This is a genomic window from Rhabdobacter roseus (assembly GCF_014202275.1).
In the GTDB taxonomy this organism is placed as follows: Bacteria; Bacteroidota; Bacteroidia; order Cytophagales; family Spirosomataceae; genus Rhabdobacter; species Rhabdobacter roseus.
This window is the reverse complement of the sequence record NZ_JACHGF010000007.1, coordinates 191,890-209,454: the sequence shown is the minus strand read 5'-3', so window position 1 is coordinate 209,454 and position 17,565 is coordinate 191,890. Positions and strand designations below refer to the sequence as shown.

18 protein-coding genes are annotated in these 17,565 nt (G+C 54.8%); 7 read left to right on the top strand and 11 right to left on the bottom strand.

What is annotated here, in order from left to right:
• The first annotated feature begins 109 nt into the window (after positions 1-109).
• Positions 110-490 (top strand): DUF423 domain-containing protein, encoded by a 381-nt coding sequence (locus HNQ92_RS20025; protein WP_184176566.1) that lies wholly within the window; start codon positions 110-112, stop codon positions 488-490.
• Here the strand turns inward: HNQ92_RS20025 and HNQ92_RS20020 are convergent.
• From HNQ92_RS20020 to HNQ92_RS19990, 7 genes are all read right to left on the bottom strand, one after another.
• The gene (locus HNQ92_RS20020; protein ID WP_184176564.1) at positions 487-1,509 is read right to left on the bottom strand and encodes a hypothetical protein; all 1,023 of its coding nucleotides are present in this window, start codon (positions 1,507-1,509) and stop codon (positions 487-489) included. The genes HNQ92_RS20025 and HNQ92_RS20020 overlap by 4 nt on opposite strands.
• A 9-nt stretch (positions 1,510-1,518) precedes the next feature.
• On the bottom strand, positions 1,519-2,802 hold the full coding sequence (gene rodA / locus HNQ92_RS20015; RefSeq protein ID WP_184176562.1) for a rod shape-determining protein RodA: 1,284 nt from the start codon (positions 2,800-2,802) through the stop codon (positions 1,519-1,521).
• Between the two features lie 68 nt (positions 2,803-2,870).
• A complete protein-coding gene (mrdA, locus tag HNQ92_RS20010) occupies positions 2,871-4,817 on the bottom strand; it encodes a penicillin-binding protein 2 (RefSeq protein WP_184176560.1) in 1,947 nt (648 codons plus the stop codon).
• A 124-nt stretch (positions 4,818-4,941) separates the two neighbouring features.
• Entirely contained in the window at positions 4,942-5,904 is a 963-nt protein-coding gene (locus tag HNQ92_RS20005; protein ID WP_184176558.1) for an SMP-30/gluconolactonase/LRE family protein, read from the bottom strand.
• Between the two features lie 174 nt (positions 5,905-6,078).
• Complete coding sequence (locus tag HNQ92_RS20000; RefSeq protein WP_184176556.1) at positions 6,079-6,933, bottom strand: universal stress protein; 855 nt, start codon at positions 6,931-6,933, stop codon at positions 6,079-6,081.
• Between the two features lie 97 nt (positions 6,934-7,030).
• The gene (locus HNQ92_RS19995) at positions 7,031-8,530 is read right to left on the bottom strand and encodes an alpha-amylase family glycosyl hydrolase (RefSeq protein WP_184176554.1); all 1,500 of its coding nucleotides are present in this window, start codon (positions 8,528-8,530) and stop codon (positions 7,031-7,033) included.
• Positions 8,531-8,542: 12 nt separating this feature from the next.
• Positions 8,543-9,154, bottom strand: a complete 612-nt coding sequence (locus tag HNQ92_RS19990; protein WP_184176552.1) for a Maf family nucleotide pyrophosphatase — start codon at positions 9,152-9,154, stop codon at positions 8,543-8,545.
• Between the two features lie 210 nt (positions 9,155-9,364).
• Between HNQ92_RS19990 and HNQ92_RS19985 the strand changes: the two genes are divergently transcribed.
• Together HNQ92_RS19985 and HNQ92_RS19980 are read left to right on the top strand one after the other, a co-directional pair.
• Positions 9,365-9,820, top strand: a complete 456-nt coding sequence (locus HNQ92_RS19985) for a MarR family winged helix-turn-helix transcriptional regulator (RefSeq protein ID WP_184176550.1) — start codon at positions 9,365-9,367, stop codon at positions 9,818-9,820.
• An 84-nt stretch (positions 9,821-9,904) separates the two neighbouring features.
• On the top strand, positions 9,905-10,525 hold the full coding sequence (locus HNQ92_RS19980; RefSeq protein WP_184176548.1) for a YceI family protein: 621 nt from the start codon (positions 9,905-9,907) through the stop codon (positions 10,523-10,525).
• Between the two features lie 188 nt (positions 10,526-10,713).
• On the opposite strand, the gene HNQ92_RS19975 is transcribed toward HNQ92_RS19980, so the two are convergent.
• Positions 10,714-11,154 (bottom strand): type I restriction enzyme HsdR N-terminal domain-containing protein, encoded by a 441-nt coding sequence (locus HNQ92_RS19975; RefSeq protein ID WP_184176547.1) that lies wholly within the window; start codon positions 11,152-11,154, stop codon positions 10,714-10,716.
• Positions 11,155-11,220: 66 nt separating this feature from the next.
• Here HNQ92_RS19975 and HNQ92_RS19970 point away from each other — a divergent pair, with 66 nt between their 5' ends.
• Complete coding sequence (locus HNQ92_RS19970) at positions 11,221-11,991, top strand: AMP nucleosidase (RefSeq protein ID WP_184176545.1); 771 nt, start codon at positions 11,221-11,223, stop codon at positions 11,989-11,991.
• A 111-nt stretch (positions 11,992-12,102) separates the two neighbouring features.
• Here HNQ92_RS19970 and HNQ92_RS19965 read toward each other — a convergent pair whose 3' ends face one another.
• Entirely contained in the window at positions 12,103-12,498 is a 396-nt protein-coding gene (locus tag HNQ92_RS19965) for a DoxX family protein (RefSeq protein ID WP_184176543.1), read from the bottom strand.
• A gap of 389 nt (positions 12,499-12,887) precedes the next feature.
• Between HNQ92_RS19965 and HNQ92_RS19960 the strand changes: the two genes are divergently transcribed.
• Positions 12,888-14,321 (top strand): CCA tRNA nucleotidyltransferase, encoded by a 1,434-nt coding sequence (locus HNQ92_RS19960; protein WP_184176541.1) that lies wholly within the window; start codon positions 12,888-12,890, stop codon positions 14,319-14,321.
• Positions 14,322-14,362: 41 nt separating this feature from the next.
• A complete protein-coding gene (locus tag HNQ92_RS19955) occupies positions 14,363-14,563 on the top strand; it encodes a hypothetical protein (protein WP_184176539.1) in 201 nt (66 codons plus the stop codon).
• Here the strand turns inward: HNQ92_RS19955 and HNQ92_RS19950 are convergent.
• The gene (locus tag HNQ92_RS19950; RefSeq protein ID WP_184176537.1) at positions 14,547-15,839 is read right to left on the bottom strand and encodes a DUF2851 family protein; all 1,293 of its coding nucleotides are present in this window, start codon (positions 15,837-15,839) and stop codon (positions 14,547-14,549) included. The two genes, HNQ92_RS19955 and HNQ92_RS19950, sit on opposite strands and share 17 nt — an antisense overlap.
• A gap of 125 nt (positions 15,840-15,964) precedes the next feature.
• Between HNQ92_RS19950 and mtgA the strand changes: the two genes are divergently transcribed.
• On the top strand, positions 15,965-16,651 hold the full coding sequence (gene mtgA / locus HNQ92_RS19945) for a monofunctional biosynthetic peptidoglycan transglycosylase (RefSeq protein ID WP_184176535.1): 687 nt from the start codon (positions 15,965-15,967) through the stop codon (positions 16,649-16,651).
• A gap of 324 nt (positions 16,652-16,975) precedes the next feature.
• On the opposite strand, the gene atpH is transcribed toward mtgA, so the two are convergent.
• A complete protein-coding gene (gene atpH / locus HNQ92_RS19940) occupies positions 16,976-17,512 on the bottom strand; it encodes an ATP synthase F1 subunit delta (protein WP_184176533.1) in 537 nt (178 codons plus the stop codon).
• Positions 17,513-17,565 lie beyond the last annotated feature (53 nt).

Here is a 17,565-nt window from a genome sequence, read left to right as displayed (position 1 = left end):
GTCTTTCGGGGCGCAATTTAGCGAAGAAAAATGAAAGACGAAGTTGATTCCCCTGCGCGCAGCCCGTACCTTTGAGCTCGTGATTTGACCAACCATACGACCGATTCCTATGAAATTCATGATACAAGCGGGTGCCCTGCTGGGTACTTTGGCCGTTGGGCTGGGGGCTTTCGGCGCGCACGCCCTGCGGGCCAGCCTGGAAGCCTCCGGGCGCGCCGATACCTTCGAGACGGCTGTAAAGTACCAGTTTTACCACGCGCTGGCGCTGGTGCTGGTGGGTATTTTGTCCCAGCGGGCGGGCGAAGACGCCAGCCGGTGGCTGGGCTGGTCGGGCTATGCCTTTGCGGCGGGGGTACTTATCTTCTCGGGGGCGCTGTACGCCATCTGCTTTACGGGCATTACTAAGTTTGGCGCGGTGGCACCCATCGGAGGGCTGCTGCTGATGGCGGGCTGGGTACTTTTATTCTTGGCGGCGGCAAAGCTAGCCTAGTGGGCGGATAGGAGCTGCAGGCTCCGGCGTACCAGCTGCCCCATGGTGCGGCATTCCATAAAGCCCTGGTGGCGGTAGTGGCGGGCCAGCTCCCGGCGGAGTTGAGCTACGTAGTCGGGGCTGGAGATGCGGTCTTCGGACATCACGTCCAGGATGTCGTTGGCGCGCGACTTTTCGATGCGCATCCGGGTGGCGATCTGCGAGCGCTCCTCGATCTGGTACTGGCGTACGCTTTCGGGCGTCATGTACTTCATTCCCAGCTCAATGATGGCGTTATTCTGCCGGAAATACTGCGGCATGTACACCGACTTCTTGCCTTCGTACGACTGCTGGTCGAAATCAATGGCCCGCAGCCGGTAGTAGATTTCCTCAAAGTCCGGAGTGATGTCAACGATAAAATTGCTGGAATGCATATCGCCCAGCAACCGCACAAAGCAGCGCTCGTTGAACTTCACGAATTCTTTACACAATCGAATCGGGTTGAGGTTAGGATCGCTCAGGTGCGACTTCATGAACACGTCGCCGGGAATTCCCACAATATGTTCCTCCACCAAAGACTCGCCGCTGGTGAGGTAGCTCACCTGATTGGGCGAAAAAATATCTTCCAGCTCCAGCCCGTACACCCGCGAAGCATCGGCGTTTTTTACGTAAAAATAGTCGAAGTTGTCGTTGATTTGGTTGACGATCCGAATCCGGAAGGGGCGTGTATTGCCGTAGGTACACAGATCCACCCGGTCGACGGAAAGGTGGCTCAGGATGGAGAGATCACCGTCGGCTTTGAGGTGCGCATAAATGGTTTTGAGGGCGTAGAAAATCTCGTCGGTATCGCTGGGTTCGTAAAAAACCGAGATCCAGAGCGTATCGTTTCCCTTGGGATCGTAGAGCGAAATGGCGTTGGAAAACCGCAGCAGGTCCTTGAAGTGAATGCGCAAAGGTACCTCCCGCTGGTTTTTAGTGAGGTACTCCCGAAGCAGCGGGCTGATCGGATACGGAATTTTCTTCCTGCTAATAAGGGCCATAGGACGGGGCTAGGTACGCGACAGCGTGAACGGGCGCTGAGAGTCTATTTTCAGGAAGATAAACAGAAGTACCGAAAAAGACCACAACGAAGAGCCGCCGTAGCTAAAAAAGGGCAGCGGAATGCCAATGACGGGCATGAGGCCGATGGTCATGCCGATGTTGATCAGAAAGTGAAAGAAAATAATGCCCGCCACGCAGTAGCCGTACACCCGCGCAAAGCGGGTACGCTGTCGCTCGGCCAGCACGATCAGGCGGGCGATGAGCGCCACAAACAGCGCCACCACGATGGTACTTCCAATGAAGCCGTGCTCTTCGCCCACGGTACAGAAAATGAAGTCGGTACTTTGCTCGGGCACAAAATCGAACTTCGTTTGGGTACCTTCCAGAAATCCCTTTCCGAACAAGCGCCCGGAGCCGATGGCGATCTTGGACTGAATGACGTTCCAGCCCGCGCCGCGCGGGTCGGAGTCGGGGTCAAGCAGGACCACAATCCGGCTGCGCTGGTGCTTTTGAAGTACATTATTGATAAAAAAATCAACCCCAAAGACGACGCCAATCATGAGGCTGCTCACCAGCAGCGTGGCGACGAAGCCGCCCCGACGGCGGGTACCCGTGGGCATCAGCCACAGGGCCAGGCCCGCAATGAGCAGGATGCCTATTACAATGTACCACTTCGCTACCAGCAGCGTCAGGATCACAAGCACGGCCATCACGATGCCGATGGCGGGGATGAATCCCGGCAGGCCTTCGCGGTAGAGCATGATCGTGAACGACGCAAAAACCAGCATGGAGCCCGTTTCGTTGGAGAGCAAAATGAGCACGGCCGGTAGCCCGATGAGCCCCGCAATGGGCAGGTAGTCTTTGAGCTTGCGCGTGAGGCTAATGGTCGGGTCGCTGAGGTACTTGGCCAGGGCCAGGCTGGTGGCCAGCTTGGCAAATTCGGCGGGCTGAATTTGGAAGGTACCTATTCTGATCCAGGAGCGCGAACCGTTGATGTCGGCCCCGATGACCAGCACCAGCATCAGCAACAGAATAAACAACCCGTAGATAATGAACGCGAAGGTTTCGTAAAACTTATAGTCGATCACCAGAATGCACAGGATCAGCAGCAGGGTCGTTCCGATCCACATGAGCTGCTTGCCGGCATTGTGCGACATGTCAAAAATGCTGGTGGGTACTTCGGGGCTGTACACCGCCGCGTAGATATTGAACCAGCCCATCATGACGCAGAGCAGGTAGATGAGGACGGCGACCCAGTCGAGATTTTGAGTTAAAGTTTGCTGGCGAGCCATGGGTACTAATTAACAATGAGGGTACGTATCAGTTCTGATAAAATCGGCGCGACGAAAAGCTAGACGCCTTACTTGCCCGAGGAAGCAAGCGGCTCTTCGTTGCGCTTGGCGGGTTGGTTTTGGTGCTTGGCCAGGGGCGGAAGTGTCTCTTTCTTTTGGCCGGAAGAATCCTTAGGAACTACCTTTTTGGGGGCGTTGGGCAGTACTACGTTTGGCATGTAGTTTTTGGACAGCACGTAGTTTTCCAAAGCCTTGTTTTTGGTTTTTCTTTTCAGGTACCTTTCAATCAGGAGGTTCGCTACGGGCGCGGCCGCCGAGCCACCGAAGCCGCCATTCTCCACAAAAACGGCAATGGCTATCTTAGGGTCGTGGGCGGGGGCAAAGGCAATGAAGATGGAGTGGTCTTTGCCTTTTCTATTCTGCGAAGTACCCGTCTTCCCGGCGATCTGGATGCTGTCAATGCGGGCTAGGCCCAGTACGGTACCGTTTTCCACGGCCCCGATCATGCCCGGAATGATGGTTTCAAAATGACGGGGATCAATCCCCGTTTCGTGGCGGACGGTGTATTCGGGCAGGGGTTTGTTTTTCTCACCAATGCCACTCACCACGTGCGGAGTATAAAAGTACCCCCGATTGGCAATGATGGCCGCCACGTTGGCCATTTTTAGGGGGGTAATCAGGAGCTCTCCCTCCCCGATACTCAGGGAGTATACGTTCGAAAATTTCCAGCGTTTTTCGCCGTAAATTTTGTCATAGTACTTGGCGTCGGGCAGGTTGCCCTTGTACTCGCTGGGTAGGTCCACGCCCAGCCGGTCGCCGATGCCAAACTTGGAAGCGTGACTGTTCCAGAGCTCGAGCCCTTCGGCAGAAGCCTTGAAGGTGTTATTCAGCTCGTTGTTATAGATGAGCCGCCGGAATACGTGGTAAAAATACGGATTGCAAGAGTAGCGTACGGCCGAGGCCACCGTACCAGTACCGGGGTGCCCGTGGCACTTTACGGGAGACCCCGCATGGCTAAAGCCCGTGTTGGGCGAGATCACCCCCTCCTGGAGGGCAATGAGCGCCTGGATGAGCTTGAAGGTAGAGCCGGGGCGGTAGCTGGCCATGACGGGCCGGTTGAAGAGCGGCTTGTAGGGATTGGCTGCTAGCTCGGAGTAATTTTTTGAAAAATGCCTGCTAGCCAGTATGTTTGGGTCATAGGTAGGGGCAGACACCATCGCGATGATCTGGCCGGTTTTGGGCTCAATGGCTACCACACTACCTACCTTGTTGACCATGAGGCTATCGGCGTACTGCTGTACTTCCAGGTCGATGCCCGTATACAGGTTTTGCCCCGCCACGGCCAGCGTGTCCAGCTCGCCGTCTTTCCAGGAGCCCTTGGCGACACCACTGACGTTTTGCATGATAAACTTGATTCCCCGTTTGCCCCGCAGCTGCTCTTCGTAGTACTTCTCAATGCCGTTCTGGCCTACGTAGTCGCCCTGGCGGTAGTAGTACGATTCTTGCTTTTCGAGCTGGCCCCGGGAAATTTCACTTACGTAGCCCAGCGTATTAGCCAGCGTTTGGGAGGAGTAGGTACGGAGCGAGCTCTTGGCAAACTCGAAGCCCGGATAATCTACCATGATGTCCTGGATGCGGGCAAAGTCTTCTTTGGAAAGCTGCCGCAGAAAAAGCGAAGGCTTGAAGCGGGAGTAGGAGCGGGCGGCGGTCATGAGGCTGTCAAAATCGTGCCGCTCAATGCCCAGCAGGTTGCAGAAGGTAAGTGTATCCTGAATCCGAGCTTTGTAAGGCGTCACGAGCAAGTCATAGACGGGCGTATTGTACACAATAAGATTCCCGTAGCGATCGTAGATTTGCCCTCGGAAGGGTACTTCCACGATCCGTTTGATGGAGTTGCTGGACGATTCGATGGAATAACTTTCGTCGAGTACTTGCAGATAAAAAAGACGCATCAGGTAGGCGACGCCGACCATTAAAAAAGCTCCAATAATAACAAAACGACGATTCTCAAGCATTCCTCACGTTCAAAATTTCCTGTTCACACCAAATTCGCCACGAAGTTCGTGATATTGAAACATTTATCAAAAAGTAAATTGGATTTTATCGGGATTCTTGCAAAAAGCTAATAAAGTGCGTTTTTTATCTAAGGTTCGCCCCTCGGGTGGTGGTTTTGATCCGGCACAGGTACCCGTCGGCGGTGATGTAAAGGGTACTTCCGTCGTCGCCCCAGGCGCAGTTGGCGGTGGCCTGTCCGGTGTCGATGCGGCCCAGTAGCTTTCCTGCCGGGCTAAGTACCAGCACGCCGCCCGGCCCAGTGGCCCACAGCCTGCCGTCCTGGTCTACCTTGAAGCCGTCGGGCAGGCCGGGCAATCCTTTTTTGACCATTGGCGTGGCGTCGAAAAGCAGCTTGCCGGAGCCTACGTTGCCGTTTTCCAGCACCGGGTAGACCATCCAGACGGCCCGGCTCGCGTCGGACTGGGCTACGTAGAGGATCTTGCCGTCGGGCGAGAACGCCAGGCCGTTGGGGCGGGTGAGGTCCTGAATGAGCAGGCTTACCTCGCCCTCTGGGGTAACGCGGTACACACCAAAGTAGGGGAGTTCACGGGTTGGGTCTTTATCCTTTTTGGCCAGGCCGTAGGGCGGGTCCGTGAAGTAGTAGCTGCCGTTGGTGGGGTGCTGTACTACGTCGTTGGGGCTGTTGAAGCGTTTGCCCTGGTAGCGATCGGCCAGGGTGAGCTTGCCACCTACGTCCAGCGGCATGGCCGTAATGCGCCGGTCGCCGTGCTCGCAGGCAATGAGCCGCCCCTGGTTGTCGAGGGTAAGGCCGTTGCTGCCGGGCTCGTCGCTGTAAGTACCCCGGCCGGTGTAGCCCGAAGGGGTCAGGAATACCGACAGCCCTTCTTTCTCCTGCCATTTATAGATGGTGTTTTTGGGTACATCCGAGAACAGCAGGTACTTTCCCTCTTTCACCCATACGGGCCCCTCCGACCAGTCGAAGCCCGAGGCCAGTACTTCCAGCGAAGTACCTTTGGGCAGGAGTTTTTCCAGAGAAGCATCCTCGTAGATTATTTGTCCAAGGGTAGGATAGGTAGACTGAGCCATGGCTAAGGTAGGGAAGAGCACTACGGAGGCCATTGCCATAATACGGAACCAGAACCTCATAAAACAATGCGTTTGTGTTAAAGAAATGAATTGCATATTAGGTAGTAAAAGAAAAAAGTACCTGTAAAACTACCTTTGAAAAAAGAAAATACTTTAACCAAAGGTACCTGCTCGTTAGCGAATGGGAATACTCAGCACCGGAATGGGGGAGTGGTTGGCGGTGTCTTCTGTCAAACTACCCCAGATCATGTGGGAGAGGCCCCGCAACTGGTGGGTACCCATCACAATCAGTCCGGCTTCGTGCTGGGAAGCGAATTCAAGAATGGCATCGCCTTCGTCGCCTCTCAAGGTACCCAGCATCCGGAGCTCGGCCCGATCCAGGCCGCTGTCGAGCAGGAACTCCTGCGCGCGCTCCTGTACCGGCTCTTCGCTGCCCAGCCCGGCGGGGTCGTTGAGGTAAAGCAGGTAGATCGGGGCCGTTCCCAGTAGCTCGGAGGGCAGCGCGGCCAACCGCCGCAGTACTACTTTTTGGTTGTCGTGGAGGGTAGTAGGTACTACCACGGCCTTAAAAGGGAGTGTGAACGCTCCTTTGGGAACGGCCAGTACGGGGCAGGGCGCGTAGCGGATTACTTTTTCGGTGTTGGAGCCGATGAGCAGTTCTTCCATGCCGCTGGCACCGCGGGTACCCATCACGATCAGGTCCACGGACTGCTCTTCGGTATATTCCTGAATCACTTTTACCAGCGCACCGGAAAGTACCTCGGTCCGCAGGCGCAGATTGTGGTAAAGTGGGTTGGCCGCTATTTCCTGAATCGCCGGAACCATTTCTTCGGGGGTATTCTCCGTGATCAGGCTTCGGAGCGTTTGGCTGGAAGTACTGTACCGCCGCGAGGGAGCCGCCAAAACGGGTTTTTCATTCACGTGCAGCACAATGATTTCGGCCTGGCTCGCCCGTGCGATATGAGCCGCCCAGCGGAGGGCGTGGCGGGCGTTGTCGGAGAAGTCGGTAGGAACAAGGATCGTTTTCATGGGTTTAGCGCAATGGTTGTGATAAGCCAAAGATATTCATTTTTTGTTGCTCCTCCCCAATGACACCTCCCCACTCCAAACGCTGACCCAGCTCAGGTTATTCGGCGGGTGGCGCGTAGCCCAGGACCACACTTCCGTACGGAGGTACCTCCAGAGGGGCGTCCCGCAGCAGGGTAGTAGGGTAGGTAGCAAAGAGAAGCTGGTGCTTTTCCAGCCCTATCTGCTCGTGGGCCAGGTACTTGGTTTGGCCCGAGAGGTTATGAAGTACCCAGGCGGACTGCTCGTCGTGTGGGCGGTAGTAGGCCAGCCATTCGGTATCATCGAGCGGAAAAGCGGCCAGGTTGGGGCGGATGATCTGGCCCAGCGCCGGATGGGATTTGCGAAGCGCAATGAGCCGCTTGTAATGGTTGAAGAGCGAGTCCGGATCGGGCTGTTGGAGGGCCAGCGCGCGCACGTTGGCCCGGCGCGAATGCCGGGGCTTGATCCAGAGCGGCCGCTGGGGATCGTCGCGCTCGTCGGTCCAGAGAAAGGGCTCCCGAATGCGCGGATCGGGTTTCATGCCCAGCATCCCAATCTCTTCGCCATAGTAGAGGTAAGGCTGGCCGGGAAGCGTCAGGAGGAGGGCGGCCGCCAGCTTCATTTTTCGAATATCCCCACCCACTACGCTTCCAATGCGGTTTTGGTCGTGGTTGGTGAGCATGGTGGCGTCGATAAAATCCCGGTTGTGCTCTTCAAAAATGGTGTAGTCGGTCAGCAGCTTTTCTACCAGGCCTTTGTCTCGCCCCCGGAGCAGGAGTAGTTGAATCTCGAAGCTAAGATCAAAGTGAAAGGCAGCCTTGAGCCCCTTGAAGTAGGGAGCCACTTCCTGGGCCGGAGCCCACACTTCACCCACGGTGTAGGTACCTTTCCTGGTACTTTCCACTACCTGGCCAAACTCCTCCCAGAAGGCGTGGTTCTTTTCTTTAAGCCATTCGGGATAAATATGGCGAGCAGCGTCCAGCCGGAAGCCATCCACTCCCATCTCATTGAGCCAAAAATCCATGATCTGGCGGATTTCCGTTCGCAGATTCGCCGAGTCGTAGTTCAGGTCGGGCATTCCTTTGAAGAATAAACCGTAGTACTTTTCCGGGTCATCCGCATTGTCGTGCCAGGGATAGACCTCCCGGGAGTCGGCGGTTTGGGAGCGTACAGCCACGCCCAGCCGGTCGATTTGCTCCTGGTTCATCCACCAGTAGTAGGAGCGGTAGGGGCTCTGTGCGCTTTGGCGGGCCTCTTCAAACCACGGATGCAGTACACTGGTATGGTTGATGATCAGGTCCAGGTACACCTGTATGCCGCGTTGGTGGGCTTCCCGGAGCAAGCGTTTGAAGTCGTCCAGGGTACCGTACTCGGGGTCAATGGCGTAGTAATCGAGGACGTCGTACTTGTGGTAGGAGGGCGATGGGTGCACGGGCGTGAGCCAGAGGGCCTCGATGCCCAGCTCGCGCAGGTAGTCCAGCCGGGAGGTAATGCCGTTCAGATCGCCGATGCGGTCGCCGTTGGAGTCGCAGAAAGAGCGGACAAATATTTCGTAACAAACCTTAGGAAGTGGGGTCATCAAGGGCTGGGGTTAAAGCGGGAAGGCATACGGGCGGAGCAGATCGTATACCCGGTGAACAGGCAGCCCCATGATGGTATAATAGGAACCTTCGATGCGCTGGACGCCTACCATGCCAATCCACTCCTGAATACCGTAGGCCCCGGCTTTGTCATAGGGCTGGTAGTGATCCAGGTAGTAGTCTATTTCTGCCTCCAGGAGCGGGCGAAACGTTACCAGGGCTTCGTCCGTGAGGCTATGGATTTCATCGTAGTTCAGCAAGGCCACGCCCGTCACTACCTGGTGTGTACGGCCCGAGAGTTGGCGCAGCATGGCGCGGGCCTCGGCGGCTCCGGCGGGTTTGTTCAGCACGGTATCCTGGCTGATAACCACCGTGTCGGCGCAAAGTACCAAGCGGTCCTCCGGGAGGCGATCCTCCGGGAGGCGCTCCTCTGAGCTTCGTCTAAATTCTTCGGCTTTTTGCACCGCCAGGTACCTGGCAATTTCCGACGGGGGCATCGTGGCCGGATAGGTTTCGGGCGTAGGGCGTACCTCTACCTGGAACGTAAAACCGGCGTCTTTCATGAGCTGTTGACGCCGGGGAGAATTAGATGCTAGTACCAGGGAACGAGAAAGTTTGAGCATAAGCTGGACCGGATGGGTTGGCTGCAAGCTATTGAAGTAAAAGAATTTATATAAAAGGTAGATGCAGCAAAATTAAGTATATTTGCTTGGGCGGGGTGCTATTCGCATGAGCAACTCACGCTACTTGTGCGAACGCTGAACCAAAAAAATAAAATAGATGTTTGTACATTAAATGTAAATACACTAATATTGTGGAGAAGGATCGAGACTATGTCCATTGAAACCGATATAAAACAGAAAAAATTCCGGAATCCTTACCATCGGATGGCCATCAACCTCATTTACACAAGTAACTGGTTGATGTATAAACAGCTGGATGTTTTTCGGGAATACAGCATTACTACGCAACAGTATAACGTGCTGCGCATTTTGCGCGGCCAGCATCCGAAGCCCATTCGGGTCAATGCCATTGCGGAACGAATGCTGGATAAAACGTCCAACGCATCCCGACTGGTGGATAAACTACTCAGCAAAGGGCTGCTGGAACGAAACGAGTGCCCGAACGACCGCCGCGCCGTCGATGTGGTCATTACTGAGCAGGGGCTGGAACTGCTCAAGAAGCTGGATCCTGTCATCTCTGAATGGGAGGAGAACCTACATAGCCTGACTCCCGAGGAGGCTGACCTGATAAGCTCGCTGCTAGACCGTCTGCGGGATTCGGCCTAAGGGCGGGAAACTTTCTTTACTATAGAGCATTTATTTTTGCTATATTTTTTCTAATTAATCTATCAATCTAATTTCCAATTAACAATGAAACTATTGAAACAACTTGCCGGCGCCATGGCGGCCGTGATGCTGCTGACTTCTGTCGTCGTAGCCGAAGATGGTACAAAAGCTAAAGCCATCACCTTTAAAGTAGACCCTGCTAAAAGTACCCTCAAGTGGAATGGTAAAAAAGTAACGGGCGAGCACTACGGTACCATCAACCTGAAAGAAGGATCATTCACGCTGGACGGTGCCAAGCTTATTGGCGGCTCTTTTGTAGCGGACATGACGAGCCTCACCGTGCAAGATGTAACGGATAAAGACATGAACGGCAAGCTGGCGGGCCACCTGAAATCAGATGATTTCTTCAGCGTAGAAAGCCACCCCACCGCCAAGTTTGTGGTGACCAAAGCTACGCCAAAAAGCGCGGGCCAATACGACGTAACCGGTGACCTGACCATCAAAGGCATCACCAAGCCCGCTACTTTTCCGGTAACCGTGAAAACCACCGCCAACGGGGCCGAAGCAACGGGAACCATCGTGGTCGACCGCTCCAAGTACGACATGAAGTTTCGCTCCAAGTCGTTTTTTGATGCCAACACCCTGGGTGACAAGCTGATCTACGACGATTTTACCATCGACGTGAAGCTGGTTGCTTCTAAGTAAGCTAGGTTGTGGGTACGGACGTTCCGTCCGTTTTTAAGCCGCCAAGGTACCTTAACCCGGTAGCTTCGAACCAAGTACCCCTCTACTGCGGCAAGAGATACCTTTTTGATTCCTTGCTTACTATCACGACGGACGTCTCGTCCGTGCCACGATCTAAAACCTGCTGGGGGTACCTGGCAGGTTTTTGGCTATCTAAGGAAAACCGGAAAATCGTCGAGGTACCTGATTCCGTCGGAGGAGGCCGTGAAGCAGTAGTGCTGGTGTCCGTTGGTCACGGCCAGGTACTGCGGGCGCAGCGTAAAGTTATACCGGCCAATCTGCGCCAGGGTACCTTCGTTCAGGGCAATGTGCGGGGCTTTGCATTCCACCAGCAGAAAAGGCTCGCCCACCGTTGAAAGTACCATGATGTCACTGCGCTTGGCGAGCTTGTTGTAGTAGAGCCCCGTCTCCACCGCAAAGAGCGCCTTCGGATAGCCGTAGTGGCTTATGAGCAGGTGAATAAAATGCTGCCGCACCCACTCCTCGGGCGTGAGGGCCACAAATTTGCGACGAATGAGATCGTAAATGTGAGGTTTGCCGTAGAGCTCCTTAACTTTGTGCGCAAAAGGAGGGAGGTTGAGCGATTCCATGCTCGAAAGTACGCACTAGTGCCCGCTCCTGCAACTTGTTTTTATTCGTATCTCTTTTTTGAAAATATGACTACCAAAGAACAAATCGTACAAGACTGGCTCCCCCGCTACACCGGCACGCCCCTAGAAGAATTTGGACAGTACATCTTGCTGACCAATTTTGTCAACTACGTCACCATGTTTGCCGCGCGGTTTGAGGTGGAGGTGAAAGGAAACGGGCGGGCCATGCAAACCGCCACCGCCAACAACATTACCATCATCAACTTCGGGATGGGCAGCGCCATGGCGGCGACGGTAATGGATCTGCTGTCGGCCATTGAACCCAAAGCGGTGCTGTTTTTGGGAAAATGCGGCGGCCTGAAGAAAACCTTAGTGGGGGACTTGATCCTGCCCATTGCGGCCATCCGGGGCGAAGGTACCAGCGACGACTACATGCCTACCGAAATTCCCGCGTTGCCCTCTTTTCGGCTACAAAGCACGGTTTCGGCCAGCATTGCCAAGCACGAAATGGACTACTGGACGGGTACCGTCTACACCACCAACCGGCGCATCTGGGAGCATGACGAGAAGTTCAAAGAGTACCTGCGTGACATCCGGGCCATGGCCATCGACATGGAAACGGCTACGATATTCATCGTCGGTTTTGCCAATTCCATTCCGCACGGCGCGTTGCTGCTGGTGTCTGACAACCCGCTGGTACCCGAAGGCGTCAAGACCGAAGAAAGCGACAAAAAAGTAACCGCTCAGTACGTAAAAAAACACCTGGACATCGGCATTGACGCCCTCACCGAGCTGGCTGAGTCGGGCGCTTCCGTGAAGCACCTGCGCTTCGAGTAGGTACCTGGTCCAAACATTCGGTCTCCTCAACAACTCAAACTACCCAAAGCAGCTCTTTCATGGGCTGCTTTTTCTTGTAGGATTTACCTAAATTCTTTACCCTTTATCTTTCTAAAACGCATAGCTAGCCTGGGGGCCAGGTACCTGCTTGCGGAGCCGGTGGTAGTAGTGATACGACAAAGCCAGAATCCCAAAAATAACCAGCGGGAAGAACGTTTCGGCGTTCAGGCCGTCTACTACCCAGTGACCAATGAAAGCCGAAATCATGTTGATGCCAAAACCCACATAGGCCCATTCCTTGAAGCGGGCCGGTACCATCGGCAGGATCAGCGCAATCGCCCCAAGTATCTTGAAAACGGTCAGTTCAATCCGGAAGTAATCCGGAAAGCCCAGGTGCCGGGTACCTTCGGCGGCTAGCTCGGTATGGGAAGTCAGTGCAGGCATAACGCCTTCAAACAGGAAGATAAACGTAGTAGCCGACCAGTAAATTATTTTTGCCTTTTTCATGCTGTTTACAGTTGGTTTAAGGTTGGGGATTTATTGATTTTCGAAGCGTTCTGGTAAGGAACAAGACAAAGGTACCAACCCTATTTGATTGGCAGATTGGGTAATTCCGACAAACTATGGGGCCAATTGCGACACCGGATCGCTGCACGAAATCAGGTACCTTGCTTTACTGGTAGAGGTACTTTATGAATGCGTAAGGAGTTGATTATCAACTAGGATAAATTTAAGCCGAATTTGTGCAGGCTCGACTGATCCGCGGCAAGGTACTTTACCTGGTCTTTTGCCTGGACAGCCTCACGATGGAGCAAGGTCGTACAAAGCCCAGGAGCTTCTGAAAGTACCTTTTCGTGAGCTCTCTTTTTTCCGGCGCAAACCCGTACCTTTGCCGCATGAATTTAGCTGATCAATTGCAACCTTTTCCGGTGTTCGGACTCGTGGCCAAAGCGGCCGACGAACTGGGCGTAGCGGCCTACGTCATTGGGGGTTTTGTGCGTGACTTACTACTTAAAAGACCTAGTAAAGACATTGACATCGTGTGCGTGGGCAGTGGCATCGAGCTTGCCGAGCGCGTGGCACTGGCGCTGGGACCGGACGTACACGTGGCCGTTTACAAGAATTTTGGTACGGCCCAGGTGCGTTATCAGGACCTGGACGTGGAGTTTGTGGGCGCCCGGCGCGAATCCTACCGGTCCGACTCACGCAAACCTAGCGTGGAAGATGGTACTTTACAAGATGACCAAAACCGGCGCGATTTTACCATCAATGCCCTGGGCGTGAGCCTGAATCGCGCCGACTACGGCGAGCTCATCGACCCGTTTGGTGGCCTGCGTGACCTGCGCCTGAAAAGCCTGCGCACGCCCCTGGAGCCCAGCCTCACTTTCTCGGACGATCCCCTGCGAATGATGCGCGCCATCCGGTTTGCGTCGCAGCTCAATTTCGACATCGAGCCGGGTACCTTCGAGGGAGTCGTGCAGATGAAAGACCGGATCGAAATCGTGTCGCAGGAGCGCATTTCCGACGAACTTAACAAAATAATCCTGTCGCCCAAGCCCTCCTACGGCTTCAAGCTGCTGTACCACGCCGGGCTGCTGCCCCTCATTTTTCCGGAAATGATTGCCTTACAAGGGGTGGAGAATATCGAAGGCAAAGGACATAAGGATAACTTCTACCATACGCTCCAGGTACTTGATAATGTCGCCGAGCATTCCGACGACCTCTGGCTGCGCTGGGCGGCCATTCTGCACGACATCGCCAAGCCCGCTACCAAGCGCTTCGATAAAAAAGTAGGTTGGACTTTCCACAACCACGAAGAAGTAGGCGCCCGGATGGTGCCTCAGCTCTTTCGCCGCATGAAACTACCCCTCAACGAAAAGATGCGGTTTGTGAAAAAACTGGTGCGTCTGCACCTGCGGCCCATTGTACTTTCCAAAGAAGAAATCACGGATTCGGCCATGCGGCGGCTCCTGGTGGAGGCTGGCGAAGACCTGGAAGCCCTCATGACGCTCTGCCGCGCGGATATTACCTCCAAAAATCCCGATAAAGTACGGCGTTATCTTCGTAATTTTGACCTGGTGGAGCAGCGTTTGCAGGACCTGGAAGCACGCGACAAACTCCGTAGCTTTCAGCCTGTCATTACGGGCGAGCTCATCATGGAAGTTTTTGCCCTGAAGCCTTCCCGCGAAGTAGGGCTTATTAAAGAAGCCATACGGGAGGCCATTCTGGAAGGTACCATCCCCAACGAGCTGGAAAAAGCCTACGCGTTTATGGTGGAAGAAGGAAAAAAGCTGGGCCTGGAGGTAGTACGTGCGCGCAAAGAAGCCTGATAAAAACTAAACATCGAATGTAATACAACTACCCCTAATCTATGGATAATACCCGCTTCAAGCGTTTTTTTGCCGCCCTCCTAACCATCCTCGGGATCGTGGTGGTACTTTTTGCCTGCGTAGCTTTCCTCTCCGACAAACCCGTGTTGGGCCTGGACGTCAGCAAGTGGGAGTCGCTGGTACCTTTTTTGGTCGGGACCGTCTTCCTGCTTTCGGGCGTAAACCTCATCGGCCGGACGTAGCCGGTCGTAGCAGGGTAGCCCCCACCGTACAATCCAGGCAGCGCTTCGGCGTGCAGTAAGCCCGGTGCCAAGCCAGCAGCGCCTGTGAATCAAAGGCCGTCTTGACCCGCATTCCCAAAGTACCCCACTGCCGAATGAGCTGATTATCCTCGGCCGGGAGCTGTTCCAGCCAGCGCACAGCCCGGTCTAGCAGGGCGGAGGTACCTCGTTGCCGGGCGTAAGCCACCAGCAGTGGCACCGCGGCATTGATGATCAGCAGGTCGGCGGCGTCTTTGCCCAGCGTAGGTACCTGGCCCTTGGCCGGTTTGCCAAACTGGTAGTGGCCCCGCCAGTAGTCGGACTGGTGCAGACGAAAAAAAGTCCGCAGCTCGTCCACGTGTTCCGGGCTCGTGAGCGTCCCGAAAATGCCTACCTGCCGCTGGAGCAAACTTGCCAGCTGCGCCAGGCGTACCGTGGGGAAACCCGCCGGGCGCAGCCTTAGAAATTTCCATTCGTGACTACCCATTTTTTTGTCCAGCAACTGGTACTTGGCCGCTAGGAAGCGGTACTCGCGCCCCAGCGCCTGCACGTAGGGCTCCTCGGAGGTGCTGGGCAGGAGGCCAGCGGTCCCAAATAGCAACGCTTCGAGCTGGAGGGGCTGGTCGCGGTGCTTTTGAAGTACCTTCAAAGGTACCTGCTGAGCCAGGCGCAAAAAGGCCGGAGCATTGAGTTTGAAGCCAAAGTGCTGCGCCAGCCACTGGTAGGCTGTTTCTTCCCAATCGCGCTGGTTTTGCTCGTACAGTGCCCGCACCAGATCCGCTTTTTGGTCCAGCCGCTCCAGCAGCACGCGGTCCAGCATGGCTAGTTTGGGCAAGTCGGCAACCTGGGCAAACTGCGGCGCACACGGGATGAAATCTTCATTTTCCAAGAGTTGTAAGTACCTTTCGCGCACCGCAGGGGGTACCCGCTGGCGCAGGACGAGGGTAGGCAGCAAGGTACCGTCGGCACGGCGCACGGGGCGGTCGTCTTCCCAGACGACGTGCAGCACTACGCTCTCGTAGGCGGCGTCGGTGGTGTGGCGGTGTTGCTCCCAATCCGACGACCGCACGTGTATCTCCACGCAGCCCGCCCATTCGGTGCCGTTCACCACAACGCGCGCCTCCGAAAAATCGGGGCCGGCGTGGGTATTGGGGAAGCCTACCCGAAGTACCTGAAGGGCCTCGCCCGCTTCGGTCAGGAGCTGCGTGGTATCAAAGTACTGATAGCGCCACACAAAACTTAGGAAATCTTCGTTCATAACAGCCCGTGTGAATGGGTAATGATAGTCATTTTGGTCTGATCGTCCGTTGGGACGACTAGATATTAACGACAGATTTCCGACCTTCGTACCCGAAAGATAGTCCGCTAACCTGGGTCACGTATATGCTTCGCGTTTTCTTTGCTTTTTTCTTTAAATTGGTACTTTACTTCGTCCTGCTTTCGGTGGGGTGGGTGGCGGTTTTGAAGGTAGTTCCGGTTTGGTTTACACCCCTGATGGCCGTTCGGAAGCTCGAAGCGAGCCGGGCGGGCGAGGCCACAAAAATTCATTATGACTGGGAGCCCTACGAAAACATCTCACGGGAAGCCGCTCTGGCCGTAGTAGCCTCCGAAGACCAGAACTTTCCGACGCACTGGGGCTTTGACTTCGACGAAATCTACGACGCCATGACCGAGAAGCGCGCCCGGCCGCGCGGGGCCAGTACCATTTCGCAGCAGGTGGCCAAAAACGTATTTTTGTGGCACGGCCGGAGCTTCATACGCAAGGGCCTGGAAGCGTACTTTACGGTATTGATCGAGTTGATCTGGGGCAAGAAGCGCATTCTGGAGGTATACCTAAACGTAGCCGAAACGGGTAAAATGACCTTTGGGGTGGAAGCCGCGGCGCAACGATTTTACGGCAAGTCGGCCAAGAATTTGAGTCGGGCCGAAGCCGCCCGCATTGCGGCGGTACTACCCAATCCCATTCGTTTTTCAATCAAGAATCCTTCTTCCTACGTAAGCGGCCGGGCCGGAAAAATTTCCCGGCAGATGCGCCTGCTGGGCGGGCAAAAGTACATCGAGCATTTGTAGCTAGCGTTGCTTGAATCAGCGTGTAAAGTACCAGCTGTTTTCCTCCCGAAGGGGAGTGAAAATAAAAATTTCGCAGCACTTAGGTACTTACGGGAACACCAGTGGATGTATGAAGTACCTTATGCCGGTATTTCAAGATTCCGGAAGAATCCCACGTATATAGCCCGGAGTCGGGCCATGCCTACCTCCGATTTCAGCGGAATCACACATTTTTTGGCCTGTACAACCACGCGGGGGCCGCTTCGCTGGGGTACTTTTAACATAAAAAGACCCGGCCGCAAAGCTACCGGGTCTTTCCAAATTATACAGATAAAAAGTAAAATCTTAGGGAGCAAACTCCAGGCGAAGCTCGTTAAGACGGCTCCGTAGGGAGGCGTCAATCTGGCGGTCACCGACGCGCAAAATGTACCCTCCGATGAGCCGGTCATCTACCTTCTCTTCCAGTTCGACGGTCTTGCCCGTAGCCTCGGCCACCATGTCACTAAATTGCTTACGCAGGGCGTCGGTGAGCGGGGTACTTGATGTAATGGTCGCTTTTTGAATGCCCCGGTAGCTGTTGTATATCGTAATGTATTCTTCCGCAATGGCGTCCAGGATGGCTTCCCGGTTCTTTTTGGTAATGATCGTGAAGATGGTGTACGAAACGGGATGTACCCTTTCTGAAAACAGGGCCTTCAAAATTCCCAGCTTCTTTTCGTGCCTCACCACCGGACTACCCAGGGCGAGCATCAGGCCCCGGTTTTTGGAAGCCGTATCTTTAAAGAGCAGCATGTCGTCATAGACGATATCGACGACGTTTTTTTCTTTGGCCAGTTCGATCAACGACTTGGCGTAGCGAGCGGCAACGGAACTTACGGACATAATTGTGTCTTCTTGATGAGAAAAGTACCTCCAAAAGGTACCTTTCAGCTTAA

What these genes read in the sequence shown, in the direction of transcription:
- HNQ92_RS20025 (WP_184176566.1), top strand. Translation starts at nt 110, where the DNA reads ATGAAATTCATGATACAAGCGGGTGCCCTGCTGGGTACTTTGGCCGTT.
- HNQ92_RS20020 (WP_184176564.1), bottom strand. Translation starts at nt 1,509, where the DNA reads ATGGCCCTTATTAGCAGGAAGAAAATTCCGTATCCGATCAGCCCGCTG.
- rodA (WP_184176562.1), bottom strand. Translation starts at nt 2,802, where the DNA reads ATGGCTCGCCAGCAAACTTTAACTCAAAATCTCGACTGGGTCGCCGTC.
- mrdA (WP_184176560.1), bottom strand. Translation starts at nt 4,817, where the DNA reads ATGCTTGAGAATCGTCGTTTTGTTATTATTGGAGCTTTTTTAATGGTC.
- HNQ92_RS20005 (WP_184176558.1), bottom strand. Translation starts at nt 5,904, where the DNA reads ATGGCTCAGTCTACCTATCCTACCCTTGGACAAATAATCTACGAGGAT.
- HNQ92_RS20000 (WP_184176556.1), bottom strand. Translation starts at nt 6,933, where the DNA reads ATGAAAACGATCCTTGTTCCTACCGACTTCTCCGACAACGCCCGCCAC.
- HNQ92_RS19995 (WP_184176554.1), bottom strand. Translation starts at nt 8,530, where the DNA reads ATGACCCCACTTCCTAAGGTTTGTTACGAAATATTTGTCCGCTCTTTC.
- HNQ92_RS19990 (WP_184176552.1), bottom strand. Translation starts at nt 9,154, where the DNA reads ATGCTCAAACTTTCTCGTTCCCTGGTACTAGCATCTAATTCTCCCCGG.
- HNQ92_RS19985 (WP_184176550.1), top strand. Translation starts at nt 9,365, where the DNA reads ATGTCCATTGAAACCGATATAAAACAGAAAAAATTCCGGAATCCTTAC.
- HNQ92_RS19980 (WP_184176548.1), top strand. Translation starts at nt 9,905, where the DNA reads ATGAAACTATTGAAACAACTTGCCGGCGCCATGGCGGCCGTGATGCTG.
- HNQ92_RS19975 (WP_184176547.1), bottom strand. Translation starts at nt 11,154, where the DNA reads ATGGAATCGCTCAACCTCCCTCCTTTTGCGCACAAAGTTAAGGAGCTC.
- HNQ92_RS19970 (WP_184176545.1), top strand. Translation starts at nt 11,221, where the DNA reads ATGACTACCAAAGAACAAATCGTACAAGACTGGCTCCCCCGCTACACC.
- HNQ92_RS19965 (WP_184176543.1), bottom strand. Translation starts at nt 12,498, where the DNA reads ATGAAAAAGGCAAAAATAATTTACTGGTCGGCTACTACGTTTATCTTC.
- HNQ92_RS19960 (WP_184176541.1), top strand. Translation starts at nt 12,888, where the DNA reads ATGAATTTAGCTGATCAATTGCAACCTTTTCCGGTGTTCGGACTCGTG.
- HNQ92_RS19955 (WP_184176539.1), top strand. Translation starts at nt 14,363, where the DNA reads ATGGATAATACCCGCTTCAAGCGTTTTTTTGCCGCCCTCCTAACCATC.
- HNQ92_RS19950 (WP_184176537.1), bottom strand. Translation starts at nt 15,839, where the DNA reads ATGAACGAAGATTTCCTAAGTTTTGTGTGGCGCTATCAGTACTTTGAT.
- mtgA (WP_184176535.1), top strand. Translation starts at nt 15,965, where the DNA reads ATGCTTCGCGTTTTCTTTGCTTTTTTCTTTAAATTGGTACTTTACTTC.
- atpH (WP_184176533.1), bottom strand. Translation starts at nt 17,512, where the DNA reads ATGTCCGTAAGTTCCGTTGCCGCTCGCTACGCCAAGTCGTTGATCGAA.